The organism is Bacillus sp. WC2507 (genome assembly GCF_052656125.1).
This window is the reverse complement of sequence record NZ_JBQXPN010000001.1, coordinates 3,418,818-3,438,310: the sequence shown is the minus strand read 5'-3', so window position 1 is coordinate 3,438,310 and position 19,493 is coordinate 3,418,818. Positions and strand designations below refer to the sequence as shown.

Annotated in this window: 25 protein-coding genes and 2 pseudogenes; 21 read left to right on the top strand and 6 right to left on the bottom strand. The window is 34.5% G+C overall.

Annotated features, from left to right (window positions below):
* Nucleotides 1-13: 13 nt before the first annotated feature.
* The 7 genes from ACUN28_RS18250 to ACUN28_RS18220 all read left to right on the top strand — a co-directional run bounded on the left by ACUN28_RS18250 (nucleotide 14) and on the right by ACUN28_RS18220 (nucleotide 6,648).
* Entirely contained in the window at nucleotides 14-1,282 is a 1,269-nt protein-coding gene (locus tag ACUN28_RS18250) for a peptidase (RefSeq protein ID WP_016088017.1), read from the top strand.
* Nucleotides 1,279-2,124: a putative beta-lysine N-acetyltransferase gene (ablB, locus tag ACUN28_RS18245; RefSeq protein WP_016088016.1), complete on the top strand. Its 846-nt coding sequence runs from the start codon at nucleotides 1,279-1,281 to the stop codon at nucleotides 2,122-2,124. The genes ACUN28_RS18250 and ablB overlap by 4 nt, the downstream gene beginning before the upstream one ends.
* A 98-nt stretch (nucleotides 2,125-2,222) precedes the next feature.
* A complete protein-coding gene (gene rocR, locus ACUN28_RS18240; protein WP_080117995.1) occupies nucleotides 2,223-3,608 on the top strand; it encodes an arginine utilization transcriptional regulator RocR in 1,386 nt (461 codons plus the stop codon).
* A 210-nt stretch (nucleotides 3,609-3,818) separates the two neighbouring features.
* Complete coding sequence (gene ablA / locus ACUN28_RS18235; RefSeq protein WP_016088014.1) at nucleotides 3,819-5,240, top strand: lysine 2,3-aminomutase; 1,422 nt, start codon at nucleotides 3,819-3,821, stop codon at nucleotides 5,238-5,240.
* Nucleotides 5,237-5,509, top strand: a complete 273-nt coding sequence (locus ACUN28_RS18230; RefSeq protein ID WP_002119088.1) for a YokU family protein — start codon at nucleotides 5,237-5,239, stop codon at nucleotides 5,507-5,509. The genes ablA and ACUN28_RS18230 overlap by 4 nt, the downstream gene beginning before the upstream one ends.
* A gap of 72 nt (nucleotides 5,510-5,581) precedes the next feature.
* Nucleotides 5,582-5,797, top strand: coding sequence for a YozE family protein (locus ACUN28_RS18225; RefSeq protein WP_000750725.1), 216 nt, complete (start codon nucleotides 5,582-5,584; stop codon nucleotides 5,795-5,797).
* 188 nt (nucleotides 5,798-5,985) lie between these two features.
* Nucleotides 5,986-6,648: a hypothetical protein gene (locus ACUN28_RS18220; protein WP_000101496.1), complete on the top strand. Its 663-nt coding sequence runs from the start codon at nucleotides 5,986-5,988 to the stop codon at nucleotides 6,646-6,648.
* A gap of 4 nt (nucleotides 6,649-6,652) precedes the next feature.
* On the opposite strand, the gene ACUN28_RS18215 is transcribed toward ACUN28_RS18220, so the two are convergent.
* Nucleotides 6,653-6,820, bottom strand: coding sequence for a DUF3930 family protein (locus ACUN28_RS18215; protein ID WP_000456535.1), 168 nt, complete (start codon nucleotides 6,818-6,820; stop codon nucleotides 6,653-6,655).
* Between the two features lie 149 nt (nucleotides 6,821-6,969).
* On the opposite strand from ACUN28_RS18215, the gene ACUN28_RS18210 reads away from it, so the two are divergent.
* The 5 genes from ACUN28_RS18210 (at nucleotide 6,970) to ACUN28_RS18190 (ending at nucleotide 9,713) form a co-directional block, all read left to right on the top strand.
* Nucleotides 6,970-7,149, top strand: coding sequence for a YozD family protein (locus tag ACUN28_RS18210; RefSeq protein ID WP_000658451.1), 180 nt, complete (start codon nucleotides 6,970-6,972; stop codon nucleotides 7,147-7,149).
* Between the two features lie 110 nt (nucleotides 7,150-7,259).
* Entirely contained in the window at nucleotides 7,260-7,442 is a 183-nt protein-coding gene (locus ACUN28_RS18205) for a hypothetical protein (RefSeq protein WP_016088012.1), read from the top strand.
* Complete coding sequence (locus tag ACUN28_RS18200; protein WP_016088011.1) at nucleotides 7,442-8,263, top strand: serine/threonine protein kinase; 822 nt, start codon at nucleotides 7,442-7,444, stop codon at nucleotides 8,261-8,263. The genes ACUN28_RS18205 and ACUN28_RS18200 overlap by 1 nt, the downstream gene beginning before the upstream one ends.
* Nucleotides 8,245-9,000, top strand: a complete 756-nt coding sequence (locus ACUN28_RS18195; RefSeq protein ID WP_016088010.1) for a sporulation protein — start codon at nucleotides 8,245-8,247, stop codon at nucleotides 8,998-9,000. Before ACUN28_RS18200 ends, ACUN28_RS18195 begins: the two co-directional genes overlap by 19 nt.
* Nucleotides 9,001-9,077: 77 nt before the next feature.
* The gene (locus ACUN28_RS18190; protein WP_016088009.1) at nucleotides 9,078-9,713 is read left to right on the top strand and encodes a phosphatase PAP2 family protein; all 636 of its coding nucleotides are present in this window, start codon (nucleotides 9,078-9,080) and stop codon (nucleotides 9,711-9,713) included.
* Here ACUN28_RS18190 and ACUN28_RS18185 read toward each other — a convergent pair.
* From ACUN28_RS18185 to ACUN28_RS18175, 3 genes and pseudogenes are all read right to left on the bottom strand, one after another.
* A complete protein-coding gene (locus ACUN28_RS18185) occupies nucleotides 9,703-10,584 on the bottom strand; it encodes a cation diffusion facilitator family transporter (protein ID WP_016088008.1) in 882 nt (293 codons plus the stop codon). The two genes, ACUN28_RS18190 and ACUN28_RS18185, sit on opposite strands and share 11 nt — an antisense overlap.
* 291 nt (nucleotides 10,585-10,875) lie before the next feature.
* A complete protein-coding gene (locus ACUN28_RS18180; protein ID WP_016088007.1) occupies nucleotides 10,876-11,190 on the bottom strand; it encodes a thioredoxin family protein in 315 nt (104 codons plus the stop codon).
* A 64-nt stretch (nucleotides 11,191-11,254) separates the two neighbouring features.
* Nucleotides 11,255-11,606, bottom strand: a pseudogene (locus ACUN28_RS18175) (site-specific integrase); the annotation flags it as partial.
* Between the two features lie 142 nt (nucleotides 11,607-11,748).
* On the opposite strand from ACUN28_RS18175, the pseudogene ACUN28_RS18170 reads away from it, so the two are divergent.
* Nucleotides 11,749-11,838: pseudogene (locus tag ACUN28_RS18170) on the top strand (helix-turn-helix domain-containing protein); the annotation flags it as partial.
* 177 nt (nucleotides 11,839-12,015) lie between these two features.
* A complete protein-coding gene (locus ACUN28_RS18165) occupies nucleotides 12,016-12,189 on the top strand; it encodes a hypothetical protein (RefSeq protein ID WP_016088006.1) in 174 nt (57 codons plus the stop codon).
* Here ACUN28_RS18165 and ACUN28_RS18160 read toward each other — a convergent pair.
* On the bottom strand, nucleotides 12,168-12,776 hold the full coding sequence (locus ACUN28_RS18160; RefSeq protein ID WP_016088005.1) for a hypothetical protein: 609 nt from the start codon (nucleotides 12,774-12,776) through the stop codon (nucleotides 12,168-12,170). The two genes, ACUN28_RS18165 and ACUN28_RS18160, sit on opposite strands and share 22 nt — an antisense overlap.
* Nucleotides 12,777-12,851: 75 nt before the next feature.
* On the opposite strand from ACUN28_RS18160, the gene ACUN28_RS18155 reads away from it, so the two are divergent.
* Together ACUN28_RS18155 and ACUN28_RS18150 are read left to right on the top strand one after the other, a co-directional pair.
* Nucleotides 12,852-13,166 (top strand): hypothetical protein, encoded by a 315-nt coding sequence (locus ACUN28_RS18155; RefSeq protein ID WP_016088004.1) that lies wholly within the window; start codon nucleotides 12,852-12,854, stop codon nucleotides 13,164-13,166.
* A 242-nt stretch (nucleotides 13,167-13,408) separates the two neighbouring features.
* Nucleotides 13,409-13,762, top strand: coding sequence for a hypothetical protein (locus ACUN28_RS18150; protein ID WP_033659685.1), 354 nt, complete (start codon nucleotides 13,409-13,411; stop codon nucleotides 13,760-13,762).
* Between the two features lie 284 nt (nucleotides 13,763-14,046).
* Here the strand turns inward: ACUN28_RS18150 and ACUN28_RS18145 are convergent, their stop codons facing one another.
* Nucleotides 14,047-15,627 carry a collagen-like repeat preface domain-containing protein gene (locus tag ACUN28_RS18145; RefSeq protein ID WP_048894631.1) on the bottom strand — a complete coding sequence of 527 codons (1,581 nt, stop codon included), beginning with the start codon at nucleotides 15,625-15,627 and terminating at the stop codon, nucleotides 14,047-14,049.
* A 431-nt stretch (nucleotides 15,628-16,058) separates the two neighbouring features.
* On the opposite strand from ACUN28_RS18145, the gene ACUN28_RS18140 reads away from it, so the two are divergent.
* From ACUN28_RS18140 to ACUN28_RS18120, 5 genes are all read left to right on the top strand, one after another.
* Entirely contained in the window at nucleotides 16,059-16,310 is a 252-nt protein-coding gene (locus ACUN28_RS18140; protein WP_016088001.1) for a DUF3947 family protein, read from the top strand.
* 596 nt (nucleotides 16,311-16,906) lie between these two features.
* Complete coding sequence (locus ACUN28_RS18135; RefSeq protein WP_016088000.1) at nucleotides 16,907-17,407, top strand: sigma-70 family RNA polymerase sigma factor; 501 nt, start codon at nucleotides 16,907-16,909, stop codon at nucleotides 17,405-17,407.
* Nucleotides 17,397-18,419, top strand: a complete 1,023-nt coding sequence (locus ACUN28_RS18130; protein ID WP_016087999.1) for an anti-sigma factor — start codon at nucleotides 17,397-17,399, stop codon at nucleotides 18,417-18,419. Before ACUN28_RS18135 ends, ACUN28_RS18130 begins: the two co-directional genes overlap by 11 nt.
* Entirely contained in the window at nucleotides 18,401-18,712 is a 312-nt protein-coding gene (locus ACUN28_RS18125; protein ID WP_016087998.1) for a hypothetical protein, read from the top strand. The genes ACUN28_RS18130 and ACUN28_RS18125 overlap by 19 nt, the downstream gene beginning before the upstream one ends.
* Nucleotides 18,713-18,953: 241 nt before the next feature.
* Nucleotides 18,954-19,490 carry a C1q-like domain-containing protein gene (locus ACUN28_RS18120; protein ID WP_016087997.1) on the top strand — a complete coding sequence of 179 codons (537 nt, stop codon included), beginning with the start codon at nucleotides 18,954-18,956 and terminating at the stop codon, nucleotides 19,488-19,490.
* Nucleotides 19,491-19,493: the final 3 nt, after the last annotated feature.

Below are 19,493 nucleotides of genomic sequence, written 5' to 3'. Positions count from 1 at the left end.
GGAGATGTAATATATGGAGCAATTAAAAAAACAAGTTTGTGATTATATTGAGAGTCATGAAGAGGAAAGCGTAAAATTTTTAAAGCGATTAATTCAAGAAAAGAGCGTATCTGGTGATGAAAGTGGTGCGCAGGCAATTGTGATTGAAAAATTACGTGAGTTAGGTTTAGATCTTGATATTTGGGAACCTTCATTTTCTAAAATGAAAGATCATCCTTATTTTGTATCACCGCGTACAAGTTTTTCAGATAGCCCGAATATTGTGGCAACCCTTAAAGGAAGCGGCGATGGAAAATCTATGATATTAAATGGGCATATTGATGTTGTACCAGAAGGAGATGTGAATCAGTGGAACCATCATCCTTATAGTGGTGAGAAGATAGGGAATCGTATATATGGTCGTGGAACAACGGATATGAAAGGTGGCAATGTTGCACTTATGCTTGCGATGGAAGCCATTATTGAATCTGGTATTGAATTAAATGGAGATATCTATTTTCAAAGTGTAATTGAAGAAGAAAGCGGCGGGGCAGGAACATTAGCGACTATATTACGAGGATATAAAGCAGATGGTGTCATTATTCCAGAACCAACAAATATGAAGTTTTTCCCGAAACAACAAGGGTCCATGTGGTTTCGTCTACATGTGAAAGGGAAAGCAGCACACGGTGGAACACGTTATGAAGGAGTAAGTGCAATTGAAAAAAGCATGTTTGTTGTAGAGCATTTGAGAAAATTGGAAGAGAAGAGAAATGACCGAATTACAGACCCGTTATTTAAAGAAATCCCGATTCCGATTCCAATTAATATTGGGAAAATTGAAGGTGGGAGCTGGCCAAGTTCTGTTCCTGATTCATTAATTTTAGAAGGAAGATGTGGTATTGCGCCGAATGAGACTATAGAGGCAGCAAAAGAAGAGTTCGAGAATTGGATCGCTGAATTAAATGATGTGGACAATTGGTTTGTTGAAAATCCCGTAGAAGTAGAATGGTTTGGAGCGAGATGGGTTCCTGGAGAACTAGAAGAAAATCATGAGTTAATTACAACACTCGAGCATAACTTTGTTGAAATCGAAGGGAACAAACCAATTATTGAAGCATCTCCGTGGGGGACTGATGGAGGTTTATTTACACAAATCGCCAATGTACCAACGATAGTATTTGGCCCAGGAGAGACGAAAGTAGCACATTATCCAAATGAATATATAGAAGTTGATAAAATGATAGCTGCCGCAAAAATTATTGCATGTACATTACTAGATTGGTGTGAGGTGAAAAAATGAAATACTATGAATCTTTTAGAGAACAGACGAATGGTTATACAATAGAAGGCGTTTTGGACTATTTTAATAAACGTATTCGAGTAGACCACTACACAGGAAATATTGAGAGGATTATCCAAACAATTGACGAATTAGCAGAGAAACATTCTTTCACTAAATGTATTATTAAAGGAAAGGGAGAGCATGTTTCAACATGGCTCTCTTTCGGTTTTTTATTAGAAGCAACAATACCACATTATTTTCAAGGCCATGATGCATACTTCTTCGTAAAATTTAATAATGATGAAAGACGAAACAGTATTCATTGGGCTGAGGAAGATACCATTTTTAGCGGTGTAAAAGCAAAAGAAGTAAAGGAAAAAATAGTCCCAGAGAAATTTCTATTAAGAAAAGCGACAGAAGAGGATGCGGACGAATTAGCAGCTGTCTTTGGAAAAGTATTTGAAGTGTATCCGACTCCTTTAAATGAGGCGAGTTATGTATTACAAACGATGAAAGAAGACGATACCATTTACTACGTATATGAATTTGAAGGGAAAATAATTAGTACAGCGTCTGCAGAAATGAATATTAAGGAAGGAAATGCAGAATTAACGAATTGTGCTACTTTACCCGAATATCGTAAACATGGGTTTATGAAAAGTTTACTCATCAAGTTAGAAGAAGAACTTCAAGAAAAATCCATTTTTTGCTCCTATACAATTGCTCGATCGCTTTCTTTCGGAATGAATGCGGCCTTTCATCAGTTAGGTTATACGTATACAGGAAGGTTGGCGAACAATTGCTACATTTTTGATAAGTTGGAAGATATGAATATATGGGCAAAAGATTTGTCTAAATAGAACGGTATAAAAATAGAACAGAATCGTCATGCTTATAATCGCACATAGGTATGCTGAAAATCCGGCATGTTATTGCTGGATTTTCGGCAAGAGGGGGGATGACATTGCTAGCAGTTTCGACACAAGAAGTCATTGAAGCGATTTTGGGCAGTATTGATGAGGCTATACACGCAGTAGATGAAAATGGTATTACAATTTTCTATAATACTGTAGCTGCAAAACACGATGGATCAAAAATTGAAAAAGTGTTAGGTAAACATTTGTTAGAAGCGTTTCCTTCTTTATCTAGGGAAACAAGTACGTTAATGAAAGTGTTAGATACAAAAAAACCAATCGTTCATCAAGTTCAGCATTATCAAAATTTAAATGGGGAAGACATTTGTACAGTAAATACGACATTACCTATTATTATAGATGGGAATATTGCTGGTGCTGTTGAAATTGCAAAGGATTATTCCACAGTTCAAAAACTCACAGATACAATTGTAGATTTGCAGTCAAAAATAAAGCGATCATCTAGAAAAAAAGCAATCAAAAAACATGTTGCATTTGAGACGATAGTGACGAATGATGCTCGGTTTAAACAGACGAAAGAATTAGCACAAAAAGTAGCGCCAACGGATGCAAATGTTTTAATATATGGGGAAACTGGAACAGGGAAAGAGTTATTTGTACAAGCGATTCATGAAGCTTCTAAACGGAAGAATAAGCCATTTATTGCGCAAAACTGCGCAGCTTTACCAGAGTCGCTATTAGAAAGTTTATTGTTCGGAACGACGAAAGGTAGCTATACTGGGGCAATTGAACGAGCGGGATTATTTGAACTTGTAGATGGTGGGACATTGTTTTTAGATGAACTGAATTCAATGCCTCTCGATTTACAAGCGAAAATGCTACGTGTATTAGAGGATGGTGTTATTCGTCGAATTGGTGATAATAAGACGAGAAAAGTAGACGTTCGCGTTATTACCGCAATGAATCAGCCACCAGAAATATGTTTAAGAGAGAATAAAATTCGCACTGATTTATATTATCGATTAAATGTCTTTTCATTATATATTCCGCCGCTACGTGAAAGAACTGAAGATGTACTATTATTAGCGTCTTATTTTTTGAAAGAATATAATAAAAGTTATAAAAAAGGTGTACTTCAAATGGATCAGGAAGCGAAAGAAAGACTACAAGCTTACCAATGGCCTGGAAATGTTCGGGAGCTAAAACATACGATTGAACATGCTGTCATTATTGCAGAAGGGGATACATTAACAGCCAATTGTTTACCGCGTACATTTCGGAAAGAGAATCTTCCAAAGAAGAAGAGCATATTGCCACTTAGAGAAGCACTTCATCAAACGGAAAAGGAATTAATAGATCAAGCGTTAATTGAAACGGAAGGGAATATATTACAAGCTGCAAAAATGTTAGGTATCCCTCGTCAAACGCTTCAATATAAACTGAGTAAGTACGACAAAACCGCCGAATAATTGGCGGTTTTTGTGTGTTTGCACCAATAAAAGCGCGTTTACATATATAAAAAGTAATGAATATGATAGTATGTATGGATTTCATAAAGTGCTTAAAAATATTTTTTCGCTTATATAATAGGGTTCTCCGTACATTTACTTATCAAAAAAGTAAAGTTGGCATAACTATTGCTTATATAAAGGATGAGCGTATAAAAAGGGGGAATAGCAATGTTACATGATGTATACAAACCAAATCGTCACTGGAAGGATATCGAGTTGTGGAAGGATGTTACTGAAGAGCAATGGAATGATTGGGTTTGGCAATTAACGAATACGATCAAAACGTTAGATGATTTAAAGAAAGTGATTAATTTAACACCTGAAGAAGAAGAAGGCGTTAAAATTTCAACAAAAACGATCCCGTTAAACATTACACCGTACTATGCTTGGCTAATGAATCCTGATGACCCACGCTGTCCGATTCGGATGCAATCTGTACCGATCTCGGAAGAGTTATATAAAACAAAATATGATTTAGAAGATCCGCTTCATGAAGATGAAGATTCACCAGTTCCAGGGCTAACACATCGTTATCCTGACCGCGTATTATTCTTAGTAACGAATCAATGTTCTATGTATTGTCGTTATTGTACACGCCGTCGTTTTAGTGGACAAATTGGAATGGGTGTGCCAAAGAAACAATTAGATGATGCAATTGGTTACATTCGTGATACACCGCAAGTACGAGATGTGTTAATTTCTGGTGGTGACGGTCTTCTAATTAACGATAAAATTTTAGAATATGTATTAAAAAATTTACGAGAGATTCCGCATGTTGAGATTATTCGTATCGGAACGAGAGCACCGGTAGTATTCCCGCAGCGTATTACAGAAAACTTATGTAACATTATTAAAAAATACCATCCAGTATGGTTGAATACACACTTTAACACTTCTATTGAGATTACAGAAGAATCGAAACTAGCATGTGAAATGCTAGCGAATGCTGGTGTTCCAATCGGAAACCAAGCAGTAATTTTAGCTGGTATTAATGACAGCGTTCCGATTATGAAAAAACTTATGCATGACTTAGTAAAAATCCGTGTACGTCCATACTACATTTATCAATGTGACTTATCTGAAGGTATTGGTCATTTCCGTGCACCAGTATCTAAAGGTCTTGAAATTATTGAAGGTTTACGCGGTCATACATCTGGTTATGCGGTTCCAACATTCGTTGTAGATGCACCAGGAGGAGGCGGCAAAATTGCGCTTCAGCCAAACTATTTAATCTCACAAAGTGCAGATAAAGTTGTGCTTCGTAACTTTGAAGGTGTTATTACAACGTATCCAGAGCCAGAGAGCTATATTCCAGGAAGAGCAGAAGGGTACTTTAAAGAAATCTATCCAAACTACGAAGAAAAACGTTCAGATGTTGGTATCGCAGGTCTTATGAGTGATAAGAAATTTAACCTTGTTCCAGACGATTTACAGCGTATGAGCCGTCGTAAAGACTATGAAGATAATGACACTCATGCATCACTAAAAGATAAACGTGATAAGCGCGACCAATTAAAAGATAAAAAATATCAAGCACAAATGGCTAAATTAGAAGAAAACGACAAAAAAACTGAGGGTGATGCAGTATGAATTGTATGTGGTGTGACAGTACAGAAGCGAAAGAAAGCTTGAATACTGTATATTGGGAATTACCAGATGGTACAAAAGCCATTGAAATCCAAGAGACACCATGCATTACTTGTTCCTCATGTGGTATGGATTATCAATCAGACCACACAGTAAAAGAAATAGAAGATCAATTGTTTCTAATTTATACGAAAGACTTGCCAAAACAACTAACATATGAAGAATTAATGGGAAGACCACGTCTATTAAAAAGAAATTATTTCGACTTTTAACCAGCTTTTATGCTGGTTTTTTTCTTTTGTGCCTTGTATAATGTACCCAAGTTAGAAAGGTAGGGAATATTTTTGAAAAAGACATTTTACCACTATATGATGAAGCATCGTGCAGCTTTATTTAGTAATGAAATATCGAATTTAGCAGAGGCAATGTATGATGATTTAAGCTTTCCGAAGCAATCTGAAGATTATGATGAAATTAGTTCATACTTAGAGTTAAGTGGAATGCTAGAAAGTATGTCTATATTTGATGAAGCTTGGGATTTATACATACAAGAGAGATAAAAACTATATGAAATTTTTGACGTGAAGCTAGTCTATTTGCTAGCTTTTTTTACGTTGTAAATAAATTTTCATGTGGTGATATTTTTTATTGAAAAAATTTATGAATATACGCTTCTGTGATAAGCGTTTTTATGTAGGTTGCATATACTGTTATCAAAATCACGACGTCAAAAAAAGGAGAGATATAGATGGCAAGAAAAAAGCAACCTAAATACAACGTAGGGGACATAGTCGTGATTACGCTATATGGAACCGTTGGTAAAATCACAAATATGAAGGTTTTAGATGGAGTTTACGTATACGAAGTCAATAATCACGATGGATTTTACGTAGAGCAAACATTGCAGCACGTTTCAGAGCAAGATATGAAAAAAGGTGAAACTGAGTGGATTGAATTAAACTATAATTTCACATTTGGTGATCTCGTGCAAGTAACAGGTTATGATAAAGATGTTTTTCGAATTGTTGGTTTTCGTACAGAAGTATGGAGATATAAAAATGACGCATGGGAAGATACAATATATGAATTGTCACGAATTACGGATGGTGAATGGTTAGAAGCGGATGAATCAGATTTAACGTTACTTGCCAATGCTCAGACGGCAAATGCAATTTTGAAGAAAATGAAACAAGATAAAGCTGGCATGAATAAATTAGATTTAGGAAAATTAAAGTCAATTAATAACTCAAAAAAAGTGAGTGTTAAGACAAATCGTCAAGAAATCATTGATGGATTACTTGATATTTATAACGATTATCAATTGTTATTCGATACATTTAAAGATGAAGAGTACAAAATTGTTATGGATGTTGTTCATAATTATTTAGTTAAATTGACAGAGAAAAAATAGTTAACTAGAAAGAGAGAATGAATTGAACAACAACATATGCAGTATAAGGTATGCCTACAATTATTAAAAAAATAAAAAGCCATTTAATAAGAGAGTCTGCCCATTGATCTTCATGCATGAACTCTTCTTTTGTTTGCCCTACTTCTTGTTCTACCTCATATTGGTATTCCATAATTATTTCCCCCTTTTTGATAGCTTGTACTACCATCGTATGCATCTCGTCCAAATGATATGACCTATAAAAAATAAAAACTATTTTTCTAATCTCATATACATAATTTTGAGATTTTTTCATAAAACAGAAATAAAGGAGTGATGCTCATGAAGGAAATTGAAGTCGTAATTGATACGGAAGAGATTGCGGAGTTTTTTTATGAGCAACTAATTGAAAGAGGATACGTTCCAAAACGAGAGGAAATTGAAGATCTCGCAGATATTACATTCGAGTATTTATTAGAGAAATGTATGATTGATGAAGTTTTTGATGAAGAAGATGAGTGAAAGTAACGACGGGCTTAACTCGTCGTTTTTTACTCTTTACAAACTTGTCACAAATATAGGCAGAAATTATTGGTATAATTAAAAGAAAATTTTACTCAAGAGGTGAAGGGATGTTCAAAAAAATTATTGATTCTTTATTAGGAAAGAAAAAATATCGTTCGTATTCGAGTAGTGACTATCGCCATAGAGGGCGCTCTTATTCAAGTAGCGATTATAAACGACGTTCATCGGGTTATGGGCATCAACATTATAAAAGAAAACGTAAAAGCCGTAGCTTCTTTTCAAGTAGCTGATGAAATGGCGTCGTATACTAGCTTTATTTGATAGACCACTGCGAAAAAATACAATTGTTGCAGAACGTTATAAAATTGAATCAGTAATTGGAATGGGTAGTTATGGGGTTACATATGTCGTTAATGATTTACAAATAAATAGATATAAAGTCTTAAAACAATTAAGACAAAGTAAACAAAGATATGAGTCTGGTAGAAAATCATTTGAACAAGAGAAAATGATTTTACAAACATTAAATCATCATGCAATTCCTAGGTTATATGATCATTTTGTATGGGAGAAAAAAAGCTTTTTTGTGATGGAATATATGCCGGGTAAAAATTTCGAAGATTATATTTTCTTAGATGGGCATGTGTATACAGAACGTGAAGTTTTTTGGGTTTTATATAAAATATTACAAATTGTGTCGGTGTTTCATAGTGAAGGCATTATTCACCGAGATTTACGCATTCCAAACATATTAATGAAAGAAAACCAAATTAGTATTATTGATTTTGGATTGGCTAAATTGAAGGGTGAGGGTGATGAACGAGCTACAACTTATGAAGGTGAACAAGCTTTGATGCGAGAAGTTCACTTTCGTAGCGATTTTTATGCGCTTGGTCATTTCTCGTTATTTTTATTATATGCAGGCTATGAATCTAATGAAAAACATGAAAAACCATGGTATGACGAATTAACTTTGGAAAATTATAACCGTGAAATGCTTATGCGAATGTTACAAATAAAAACACCGTACTATGAGAATGTACAAGATTTAAAAAAAGATGTAGCTTTTGCTTTAGAAAGGATGGAGGCTCCATGTTTCAAAAGTTTTTAGCAAGCGTTGGTATTGGTAGTACAAAAGTAGATACAGTTCTTGAAAAAGATGAGTATATTGTTGGAGAAGAGATACAAGGGAAGGTTCATATAACTGGTGGTTCAGTTAACCAACAAATTGAAAGCATTTACTTAACGTTATCAACAGCGTATGTACGAGAAGTGGATGATAAAAAAGTAACAGCAACATATGATTTAGAGCGAGTTCGTTTAACAGAACCTTTTTCTGTTGAGCCGAATGAAAAAAAAGAAATTCCATTTTCATTTAAAATGCCAGTTGAAACACCGCTTACACTTGGAATGAAAACAGTTTGGGTGCATACAGGCCTTGATATTAAACGCAGTATAGATCCAAGTGATCGTGATTACATTCAAGTGTTGCCAAATGCACTATTAAATAGTGTATTAGAGAGTGTAAATCAATTAGGTTTTAAAGCGCGTCATATAGAATGTGAAGAATTACCGTATCGATTACGTAAGCAAGTTCCATTCGCACAAGAATTTGAGTTTGTTCCTGTTTCGGGAGAGTATTATGGGAAATTAGACGAACTAGAATTATTAATCTTGCCAAGCGCATATGATCGCCTAGAGATTATTATGGAAGTTGACAGAAAATCTCGTGGATTAGCAGGTTTATTTGCAGAAGCGCTTGATCTTGACGAGAAAGTGATTCGCTTTACAGTAATGAATGAAGATATTCCAATGATGAAAGAAAAAATTAACAATTATATTTTTTAATAAACTATGCATAAAAAAGAAATTGAGAGGAAAACTAAAACAACCGCTCCATTTTTTTGCATAGTGAGGTTATGTATGTGAAACGATATCGACATTTATACTTGTTAAGTTTTACGCTACTCATTTGTTTTGTCGTATTATCACTTTCGTATCATACCGCTTGTATTGAGAAATTTGACAATATAGTAGCGCATTTTATTCAAGGTTTTCGAAACGACTACTTGACAGCCTACTTTACTTGGGTGTCTTTTATCGGTTCCAAAAGAATATATTTTCCGTTACTCATTATTCTTGTAATGTATTTTCTCGTTAGAAAAAAGTTGCTTAGTGCATTACTTCTAACAATTAATTATTATGGATCTCGTTATTTAAACAGTATGCTTAAACTATGGTACGAACGAGCAAGACCTGATGTAACGCAGCTTGTTACTGCAACTGGATATAGTTTTCCGAGCGGCCATACGATGAATGCTACTGCTTTTTTAGGTTTTATTGCATACGTCACGATTACAGAAGAGCGTATTACATTGCATAAAAAATTGTTGATTATTTTTATAGCGAGCTTTGTTGTATTATCTATTTCAGTTAGCCGAATATATCTTGGCGTTCACTATCCATCTGACATATTAGCGGGATGGGCAGCGGGCGGTAGCTGGCTCGTTTTATGTGTTATATTTCATAAAACGTTCATTAAAAAAGAACCTATGTCATAATAGGTTCTTTTTCCATTGGTTCAACATGAATGTGTGCATGGTAAATGCCAAAATTTTTCCGAAGCATAGCCTCGATGTTGTCAGTAATACAATGACTTTCACCAACATCCATACGAGCATCAACCTCGATCGTAATATCAACGTACGTTTGATTCCCATACATACGAGCGCGAATATCTACGATGTTTTCCACGCCACCAATATGTTCAATAGCATCAGCATACTCTTCCATCTTATCTGGATCAATTCCATCCGTTAGCATATGAGAAGCTTCTACGAAAATCTCCCATGCAGTTTTACAAATAATAAGGCCGACAATTAAAGCGGCGATAGGATCTAAAATAGGCATTTGGAACTGTGAACCAACAATACCTACTACTGTACCAATACTTACGAGAGCATCTGATAAATTATCCTTTGCAGCGGCTTCTAATGATTTGCTTTTTGTCCGTGCTGCAATCTTTTTCGTATACAAATACACACAGTACATAACGACAGCAGAAAATAAGGCTACCCATGCTGCAAGAACATTAGGCGCTGCTTGTTTCGGATTAAAAAAAGATTGAATGGCACTAATAACAACTTCTAATCCGACCGTTGCCATAATAAAAGAAGCAACAAGTGATGCAATTTGTTCTGCACGTGAATGTCCATATGGATGATCTGGGTCACGAGGTTTACGAGAGATTTTTAGACCAATTAATATCGCTAAAGAAGCACCGATATCCGTTAAGTTATTTAAACCGTCAGCACGTAATGCGCTAGAGAGGGTAATATAACTGATGATGATTTTCATAGAGGATAAAAATATGTAGGCCATAATGCTGACAATAGCACCTTTATCAGCTTCTTTATGAGAAAGAGTATCCATTTTAATCACTCACCTTTCTACAAGGAATTTCTTTCTATAAATAGAGTACCAAACGAAACTCGTGTGGGTCTATACAAACATTGTTGACGTTTTATAGCTTTTTAAGAAGTGGATAACAAAGTTTCGCGAAGGAAAAATATGTTGTAAAGTGCAAAGTTAGGGTATAGACACGGTTTGGATCTATGTATAACTTAGAGGGGAGGAGAAGGGAGTGTAAATATGTACACTTCCGAAAGATGATTTGGGAAAAATAAAAACCCTCTAGAAAATATTTTTCAGAGGGTTTTCATCTTAGTATGCTTCTAAAAACTCAGTAACTTGTTCTTCAGTTTTTGCGTTAGCACTATGTAAGTGGCCTAGCTTCTCACCATTTTGATATACAAGTAAACTTGGAATACCCATTACTTGATACTCTTCAGCGATACTTGGGAACTCATCTTTATTAATAGAATACCATTCAAACTTATTGAATTCTTCCATTACATCTCCGATAAAGTTGTCCATACGCACGCAATCTGGGCACCATGTAGTAAAGAACTTAACAACTACTGGCTTCTCGCTTGCGATGATGTCTTTGAATTCCTGTTCAGATTTGATTTCTTTCATGTTTTTGACTCCTCTCAATGTCACACGGATATGCTAGTATTTTTATGCAAAATCCGTAATTGCAAACATTAGTTTTTTGAAATAAATTGTTTGCAAAATCTTCGACTGTTTTTTGTAGGTTTGGTAGAACATGTGAGTAGGTATCAAATGTGACCCTACTCTTTTATGTCCTGATCATTCATTTGCGATTTTTGGATATACACCTTAAATCCTAGAAACGAATATTAGGAACCTCACTTTTCTTTATAAGCTTTTTCATGAGCTGTGTCAAACTTCTGAAATTGTAAGTTTACTATTATAAGTAGGGTAAATCAAATTGTATTCATGTTAGCCATTGCTATAACGTTCTTTTCCTCAGATATTTGTAGGAGATGTTTATGAAGCGCCAGTAATGTAATGTCGGATAAAACAAGCAATCTCTTTCCGGCACTTAGAGAAAGTAAACGGTGGATGATCATTACTCATAAATTTTATGAGTGAATGGAACAACAAGCAGGAAATTTAAAAAATGATGTAGGGGATGCATGTATGAATTTAGAGGAATCGTTATAAGAACTTATTCGTGAAGTTGTGAGAGAAGAGATTAAGGCGGCGTTAGCTGAGTTCCAGCAACAATCACAATCAAATAAAGTAATGTGGGCGAAAGAAGTGTGAGTAACAAGATGCACTGTATAGAGTGAAAGAAAAACACGATGTGGAACGCGAAAGAGATTGTAAGAACATCTGAGGAATTATTCAGCGGTTAAGAAGTCAGGCGGTTAATGTAGATGTGGTAGAAAGAAGTCATTATATTATTCTTTCAGAGAGGGGAATTAGGATGTTGAAATGGGTAAAGAAACTATATTCAAAAAACGCCCACCCTGCATTGTTTCTGAGAAACAAGAAGGTGAGCTTCAATTAAACGAAACGAATTGGGTTTGTGAAAAATGTGCCAAAATTACGCATGAACAAGGTATTGAAAGAAATGAATATACCCTTTACATCTTATTCCATAAATAACAAAGCTGGTGAGCTTCTGATTCAAGAGCTATTAAATGATCATTATTAATAGAGTTATTCGTATACATTCTGTTCTTTTGGATGTTAAGGACTGTATAATTCACATCGTTATATTCAGTTGAAAATGTTGATTCATTTAATAATGTCAGTGTTGAGTTGATATTATATTTATCAATTCGTTCTTTTTTTCCTTTGAAAAACAGTTTAATAAGATGCGGCTCATCATTAATGAGCAAACCAAGTTCAGGTGATGAGCGGACGATTAAATTATCTGATAACCAATGTGATTTACCTGGATCAAACCAAGAGACGTCTTTGTTTTTAATAAATTTTTTGTACTGCTTTATAACATCAATATAGTTTTGCTTTTTCTTCTGGTCAACAGTTTGGATTAATGTTTCAAAACATTCAAAAGGTAGTTCGTTTTTATGAAATTTAATAACAGTTTCTCGTAATTGTTTCCAGTAATCAAAAACTGGGTGATATTCAGGTTGAGATTTTAGATTCTTTACAAAATTTGTTTTTGCTGCACTACTTTTCAGTGTGAAGTCTAAAAATTGTGTAAGTCCCACCTTAATTTCCGCCATGTTACACCCCCTTTCCAAACATTACTAATTCGATATTGAAAAGGGAAATCCTGCATTTTTAAGGAGGTGAACTAGATGCTAGAAAAACCGATGTTCATGTACAAAGGCTACTGTAAAGTTGATCCGGAAATACCAATTAATTTTATATATTTAGCCAAGGTGCGTGAGTGTCGTGGCTTTTGTGTTTCTTATTGCGTATTGCTAACACGAAAAAAGGTCCTGTTGTTTCCAACAGGACCTTTCCTAAAATGGCAAAGAGTAACTCTTACCTTACTCTTCTCGTATATAATACCTGAAAAAGATAGATGTGTATACAACAAGAAATTCCAATATAATTATTCGGATATAGTGTTTAAAAATAAAAAGGTGGGATTTAAAATAAGGAATTAAATTACAAACGTTGATTTATCAATTGGTTTGAATGTTTTTTATCAACTTGTAGTAAATAAAGTGATATTGAGATAATAAGATATATAATTTTGTATACCGAATTGTAAAGTTGAATAAGGGTGTACATGATCTAAATGATACGGAAGTTGAGGAGAGTAATACTGAAATTTTATTAACTTGTTTACTGTGTGAAATAAATTCATTTGAATATAAGCAAAAATAGAGGTTTGCCTTAGACATTTATGAAGGTTAAGAATATTTATAAAGAAAGGAGTAAATGCACAGGTCCGATTTTTGTAATGATGGAGGGAATTGATGTGGACATAACTCAAAGTATAGCGCGAATAGTGGTTAATGGGAAAGATCTTCCGTTTCGTTCAGTTAGTACTTCTGTATGGAATCAAGGGCCTGTAAATGATTTAATTGTTTCAACAAACCAGAGAGTCGAGGAGTTTTATCAATTTATGTGGTCGCAAGTACCAGTAATGCTTGCGATGTATTTTCTTCAGGGTGCGGACTTAATGAGGTTTGCTAGAATTATTGGGATTAATCAAAGTGTAGCGGGAGAATATATTTATCATTTCTCTTGGGGATAAAATGAATGTAAAGTAGCTTAACAGCTGCTTTTTTATTTTGTGAAATTTTAGGGGGTGATGAATAGGAGGTTAGGAAAATAAGATTAGAGCGTGATATAGATAATTTGTGACTCTATTTAAGCTCGTAAAGATACTGGGTTACTTCTTTTAATACAATGGATTTTACAAACAAATGTATAGAAGTATACATAAGAAAAATGTAATGAGTCGAATAATATCCCCTCCATATGTATATTGCGATTAACACGAAGCACGTACAGGGGTCTGCTATGAATATGAAGTTTTTAAGGAGCACAAAAAATAGTTCCGGTTGCTATACCAGTTGGAGCAACATCTACTGGTACCGTATCTATAACCGTATTTGTAGCAGTATTGATAACAGAAACAGTATTACTAGCTTGGTTTGTAACATAGGCACGAGTGCCATCTGGTATGATGGTTACTTGATCCGGGGATAAAGCAACAGGAATTGTATCGATTACTGCATTTGTTGCTACGTTTATTACCGATACATTATCGCTAACTTTATTTACAACATAAATACGAGTGCCATCTGGTGTAATATCTATACCGACCGGTTCAGTACCTACGTTAATTGTATTAATAACGGAATTAGTAGCGGTGTCAATAACAGAAACCGTATTGCTATTTTGATTTGTGACATATGCACGAGTGCCATCTAGTGTAAAGACGATTATCCTAGGGCGAATACCAACAGGAATCGTAGCGCTAACTGTATTTGTAGCAGTATTAATAACAGAAATTGTGTTGCTTAATTCGTTTGCAACATATGCAAAAGCTCCATTTGGAGAAATAGTGATTCCTTGCGGAGCGTTACCAACAGGAATTGTATCAATGACGGTGTTAGTAGCAGCATTAATAACAGAAACCGTATTATTACCGTGATTTCCAACATAAACAGTTGTGTTATTTGGAGAAACAGCTAAACCAATCGGGTCGCTTCCAACAGGAATGGTAGCGATAACCGAATTTGTAGAAGTATCAATAACGGAGACGGTATCAGAAAAAATATTAGTAACATAAGCGCGAGTTCCATTTGGAGAAACGGTTACTTCGAGAGGTGCATTATCTACAGTAATTGTAGCTACAACTGTATTTGTTCCGGTGTTAATTACAGATACTGTATCATCGGTAGGATCATCTATAACTCCTGCGTTTGTAACATAAACAAGGAAATTACATGCAGGTCCGGTTGGCCGCGTCGGTCCCGTCGGCCCTTCGAGTCCTTCCGGTCCTGGTGGTCCCTCCGGCCTTTGAATTCCTTCCACGCCTTGAGGTCCAGTTGCACCTGCGAGCCCTTCTGGTCCTTGAATCCCTTGCACACCTTGAGATCCTTGAGCTCCTCTAGGTCCAGTCGGTCCCGGTGTTCCAATAATATTTAATAGCGAACTATTCAATATTCCTTGCAAAATTAAGTTGAACGTTTGCTGCAGAAGAGGGTCTGATATATTTGAACAACTAATAAGTGAAGATAAGTTTTGGAATAAAAATTGAAACAATGCAGAAATTTGAGTAAGTGATGCAGTAGGCAAGGAATTGATTAATTGAGTTATAGTTCGTATAACTAAACTTTTATTTGGAGTATTTGGTTGTACTGCAATTAATAAATCATTTAACGCCTGTAATGATGATTGGAGTATTTGTATCGTTGTTGGGTTTGGTGTAGTGAAAAAAGAAAAGATAGCTTGATTTAATTGGTTAATTAGGGACAATAATTCTTGTTGCTGAGAAAATGAGAAAAAAACAGGTGTACAACAATTAGTTTGATCACAAGGGGATATAGAAATAAAACAGAGGAATTGGAACTTTTCGCACGGATCGTTTGAGTTTTTATTATATTTTATAATTACCTCCTTTAAAAAAAGAAAATAGTAAGTATGTTTTGATAATTAATATTTGTTTCTAGATTTAAGTGTTTATGAGTATAAGTTATATGTGAAATATCCAGGAATGTTTTTTAAAAGTATATGTCAACAAAATGGATGTGTCCTTATGAGACTAGTATTATTGTAAAGGGTGGATAAGGTGATAATTTTAAGTTTAATTAAGTTAAGATCTAATGCAGCTCCATATAGAATTTTATTTAAGATTATTCATTTTGTAATTTTATATAATCTCCTTTAATAATTCATTTACGTTTAATAATTGAAGATATTAAAAGAAATAATTATAATGAAAAACTTACTAAAAGCTAATGTACTAGGTTTTAGCACTTCCTAAAATAAAGAATCATAATATATTTTGTAATAACTTATATGGAAGTGGGTTGAAAATAATGTTTTATTCATATTTTGCTTCTCAAGCAGATATTCGACCAGCATATGGTACATCAATAACGTTTAGCGGAGCACAAAGTACAGTTCAAGCTGTTCAACAAGCGTTACAAATGCAACAACAAATGCAAATGCAGCAACAAGGTATACAGCCGTATTATTCATCCATGGAGTATTTTTACCCAGTACATCAAATCACACCGTATGGAAGTTCTTTTCTTACTATCCCATATGGAACTGTATTTAATCTATAAAGAAAAATTTTTATTAGTTGGGAGCAGGTTCCAAACTGATTATTAGCTCTTACCAATCGGGCAACACGGCTCCCACCTAACTGTGCCGAATTTTGAGGTGTGAGTCTTATTGCTTACAAATGGCGGGTACAATTGAGGGGGATGAAATTGTGTTTATGTAAGCGTCAAATAGTCCCCACATATAATTTGTAAATAATCCATGAGATAATCCCCGTACATACTACAAGTTGAGTTTTTTGTGAGAAGAAACCGATTAAAGAAAGAATAGGAATTATCTTATCATAACAAATGATGGTTAGTTGTTTTGTATGAAAGGATACATAAACATTTACTTAGGCGAACCAGGCCTAGATGCAACAATGAAGTCCTATCTGCGGTTATATCGTACAGGACGAATGTCTTATAACTATTAACTTACTAAGAACATCCTAACCGATTTTTCCCATTTTGAAGGATATTTACAGCCATAACATCTTATGTTTTGTTTATAATTGTAAATAGTTATTAAAATGTATAAATGTTTTTAAAAATAAAAAGGGAAAATAATGCAACTTTTTAATTTGTTTATTCGTGTTATATATGAAAGGAGGAGGGGGATGGAGATTGAAGAAATATATAAAGTTTATATAAACGATGTGTACCGGTATTTATTTTCCCTTTCTCGCAGTCATCACGTAGCGGAGGACTTGATGCAGGAGACTTTTTATCGGGCGTATCTTTATCTAGAAGACTATGAAAACCAAAAGGTAAAATCATGGCTTTTTAAAGTGGCATATCATACGTTTATTGATTTTGTAAGGAAAGAGAAAAAAGTAACGTTTGTAGGAACGGAGGAATTAGAGACAATACAAGCAGGGGAATCTACAGAAGAGTATGTAGTCGCAAAAAATAGTTACGAAAAATTAATTCAGATTATTCATACTTTACCGGTGATAGAGGCACAAGCTATTTTATTATGTGACGTACATCAATTAACGTACGAAGAGGGTGCTTCTGTATTAGATTTAAAGTTAAACACTTATAAAAGTCATATATTTCGTGGGAGAAAGAGATTAAAAAAATTGTTAAAGGAGGAAAAGAGTCAAAATGACAAATGATAAACCTCATTCTGAACAAGATGATTATAAAGAATTGTTACAAGAAGCTCTTCATCAAAGGCCAGCCTCTCTTCCTGATGGAAAACAGGAGCAAGTGTTGAAAATAGGTAAAAAAAGAGCGCGTATTACGAATGTTTTGATTGTATTTACTTTGTTATTACTTATTCAACCTATTTTATATATATCTACACTCTTTTATTATACATTGGCACCTACAAACGCGATGGAGATACGGAATGTAGTAAATCAAACGTTAAGTGTAACAGAACCAAATGTATTTATGAAAGAAAGGGACATGGAGCAAACGTTGTTACCGCTTAGTTTACAATTGCATTTTGATTTGTATAAAAGGGTAGGAAAGAAAGATATTCGAATAGGAGAAGAGAAAACAGATTATTTATTAAGTAGAGCAACGAAAGTAAGCCGTGAATATACAACAGATGAAAAAATTCCAGAAATCTCATACGTAGATAACGAGGTATTGTCGCACCCTAATAATTATAATGTGTCTTATAGTAGTAGCGAAGAAGCGCAGGTATTAAAAGGTCTTCCGCAAGAATCTGTTGTAGAAGCATTTGTATCTTTTAGAGAATTATTAAGTATACAAGAGGTAACGAACATGTTTCCAACTATTGATATTGTTTGGTATGCCGTGAATACAGGACTAGAGGAGAAGCAAAAGAATGATGAGGGTATGTATGTTGCACCGATTGGTTTTCCGGCAGATATAATTTCAAGTCTAGGTGGTCCTTTTTCAAGTGATTCACCTCATGAAGAACAATTTATTGATGTGTTAAAGTCATTACAGAAGCATGAAGATTTAGCGGTGAAGCTATCTAGAGCGAAAACTTTAGAGTTGTCAAAGCGTATTTCTTTCCTTGAAAAAAATGGGGTAAAAACATACGGAGCAGTTGTAACTGGACCTAAAGGAGAAGTTGAAAAATTAATGAGTCATGAAAAAGTTAGAAACTTGAAAGTAGGTGAAGCGAGATTATGGAATTGGCATTCTTAAAAAAAAGAAAGAATCATAGTTATAAAAAGGAAACGTGGATGGGGATTATTTCATTAATTATTGCATTTCTAGCGTTATTGTATTTAAACATTATATTGCTTATGCAAGAAACATTTATAGACGAAGGTTTTCGGCAAATAGTTGGAGTTGGATTGTTATGTTCAGTCGTAGGCATGATCACAAAAAGAAAAAGTCGAAAATATGCATTGTGGGCATGTAGTTTATTTGTTTTTATGCTACTGTTTACTGTATTTGGATTTATGTTAGGTTGGATGATAAGCTTTGGGCCGTAAATATGTGGGAAAGAGCGAATATAGATTCGCTCTTTTTTATGTACAAAAAGTAAAGTAGATAAGGGAAGAATCTATCACATTTGAATAATGTGTATACTATTAGGTTGTGGTTTTATTGATGCGTCTTCTGCTCAAGTGTATATAAATAGGCGACAAGTATAGGGCTAAAACAATAGCTCGTCCAAACATTACGCATCCCTCTTACATAATATGTAGTAATAAGCATGAAAGGGGAACTAGTATGTCTTGCTATTACTACTGTAAGTATTGTAAAGAGTATAAAAAGAAACAGCATAACTGTTGTAAGAACACTAGTAAGTGTAATGACAACAAGGAAAAGCTTGTTAGGGCATCAGCATTTAGAGCTAGAAATACGGTGAATCAAACGGTTCCTGCCAATACTTTTGTAAAGGTATTGTTCCAAAATGAACAATTTGATTTAGCAAATGAGTATAATCCAGCAACGTCTATTTTTATTCCGAAGACTAGAGGGATTTACTCTATTATTGGAACGATTGGTTTTTTTCCAAACAATTCTAGCTTAAATTATAGAGCTCGTGTAGAAATTCGTGTGAATGGAAACGCAGCAATAGCTATAGATAATGACTTTTTCGGTCCAATAAGCTTTGGAAATGTAGTAAGTGTTTCGACGATCATTCAATTGGATGAAGGAGACCAAGTTGAGGTGTATGCACAAAGTAGCATAGACGGAGTTTTAAGCACTTCGGAAGACGGCTCACATTTTGAAGCGGCAAGATTCCCTTCACCAATTAAATAAAGT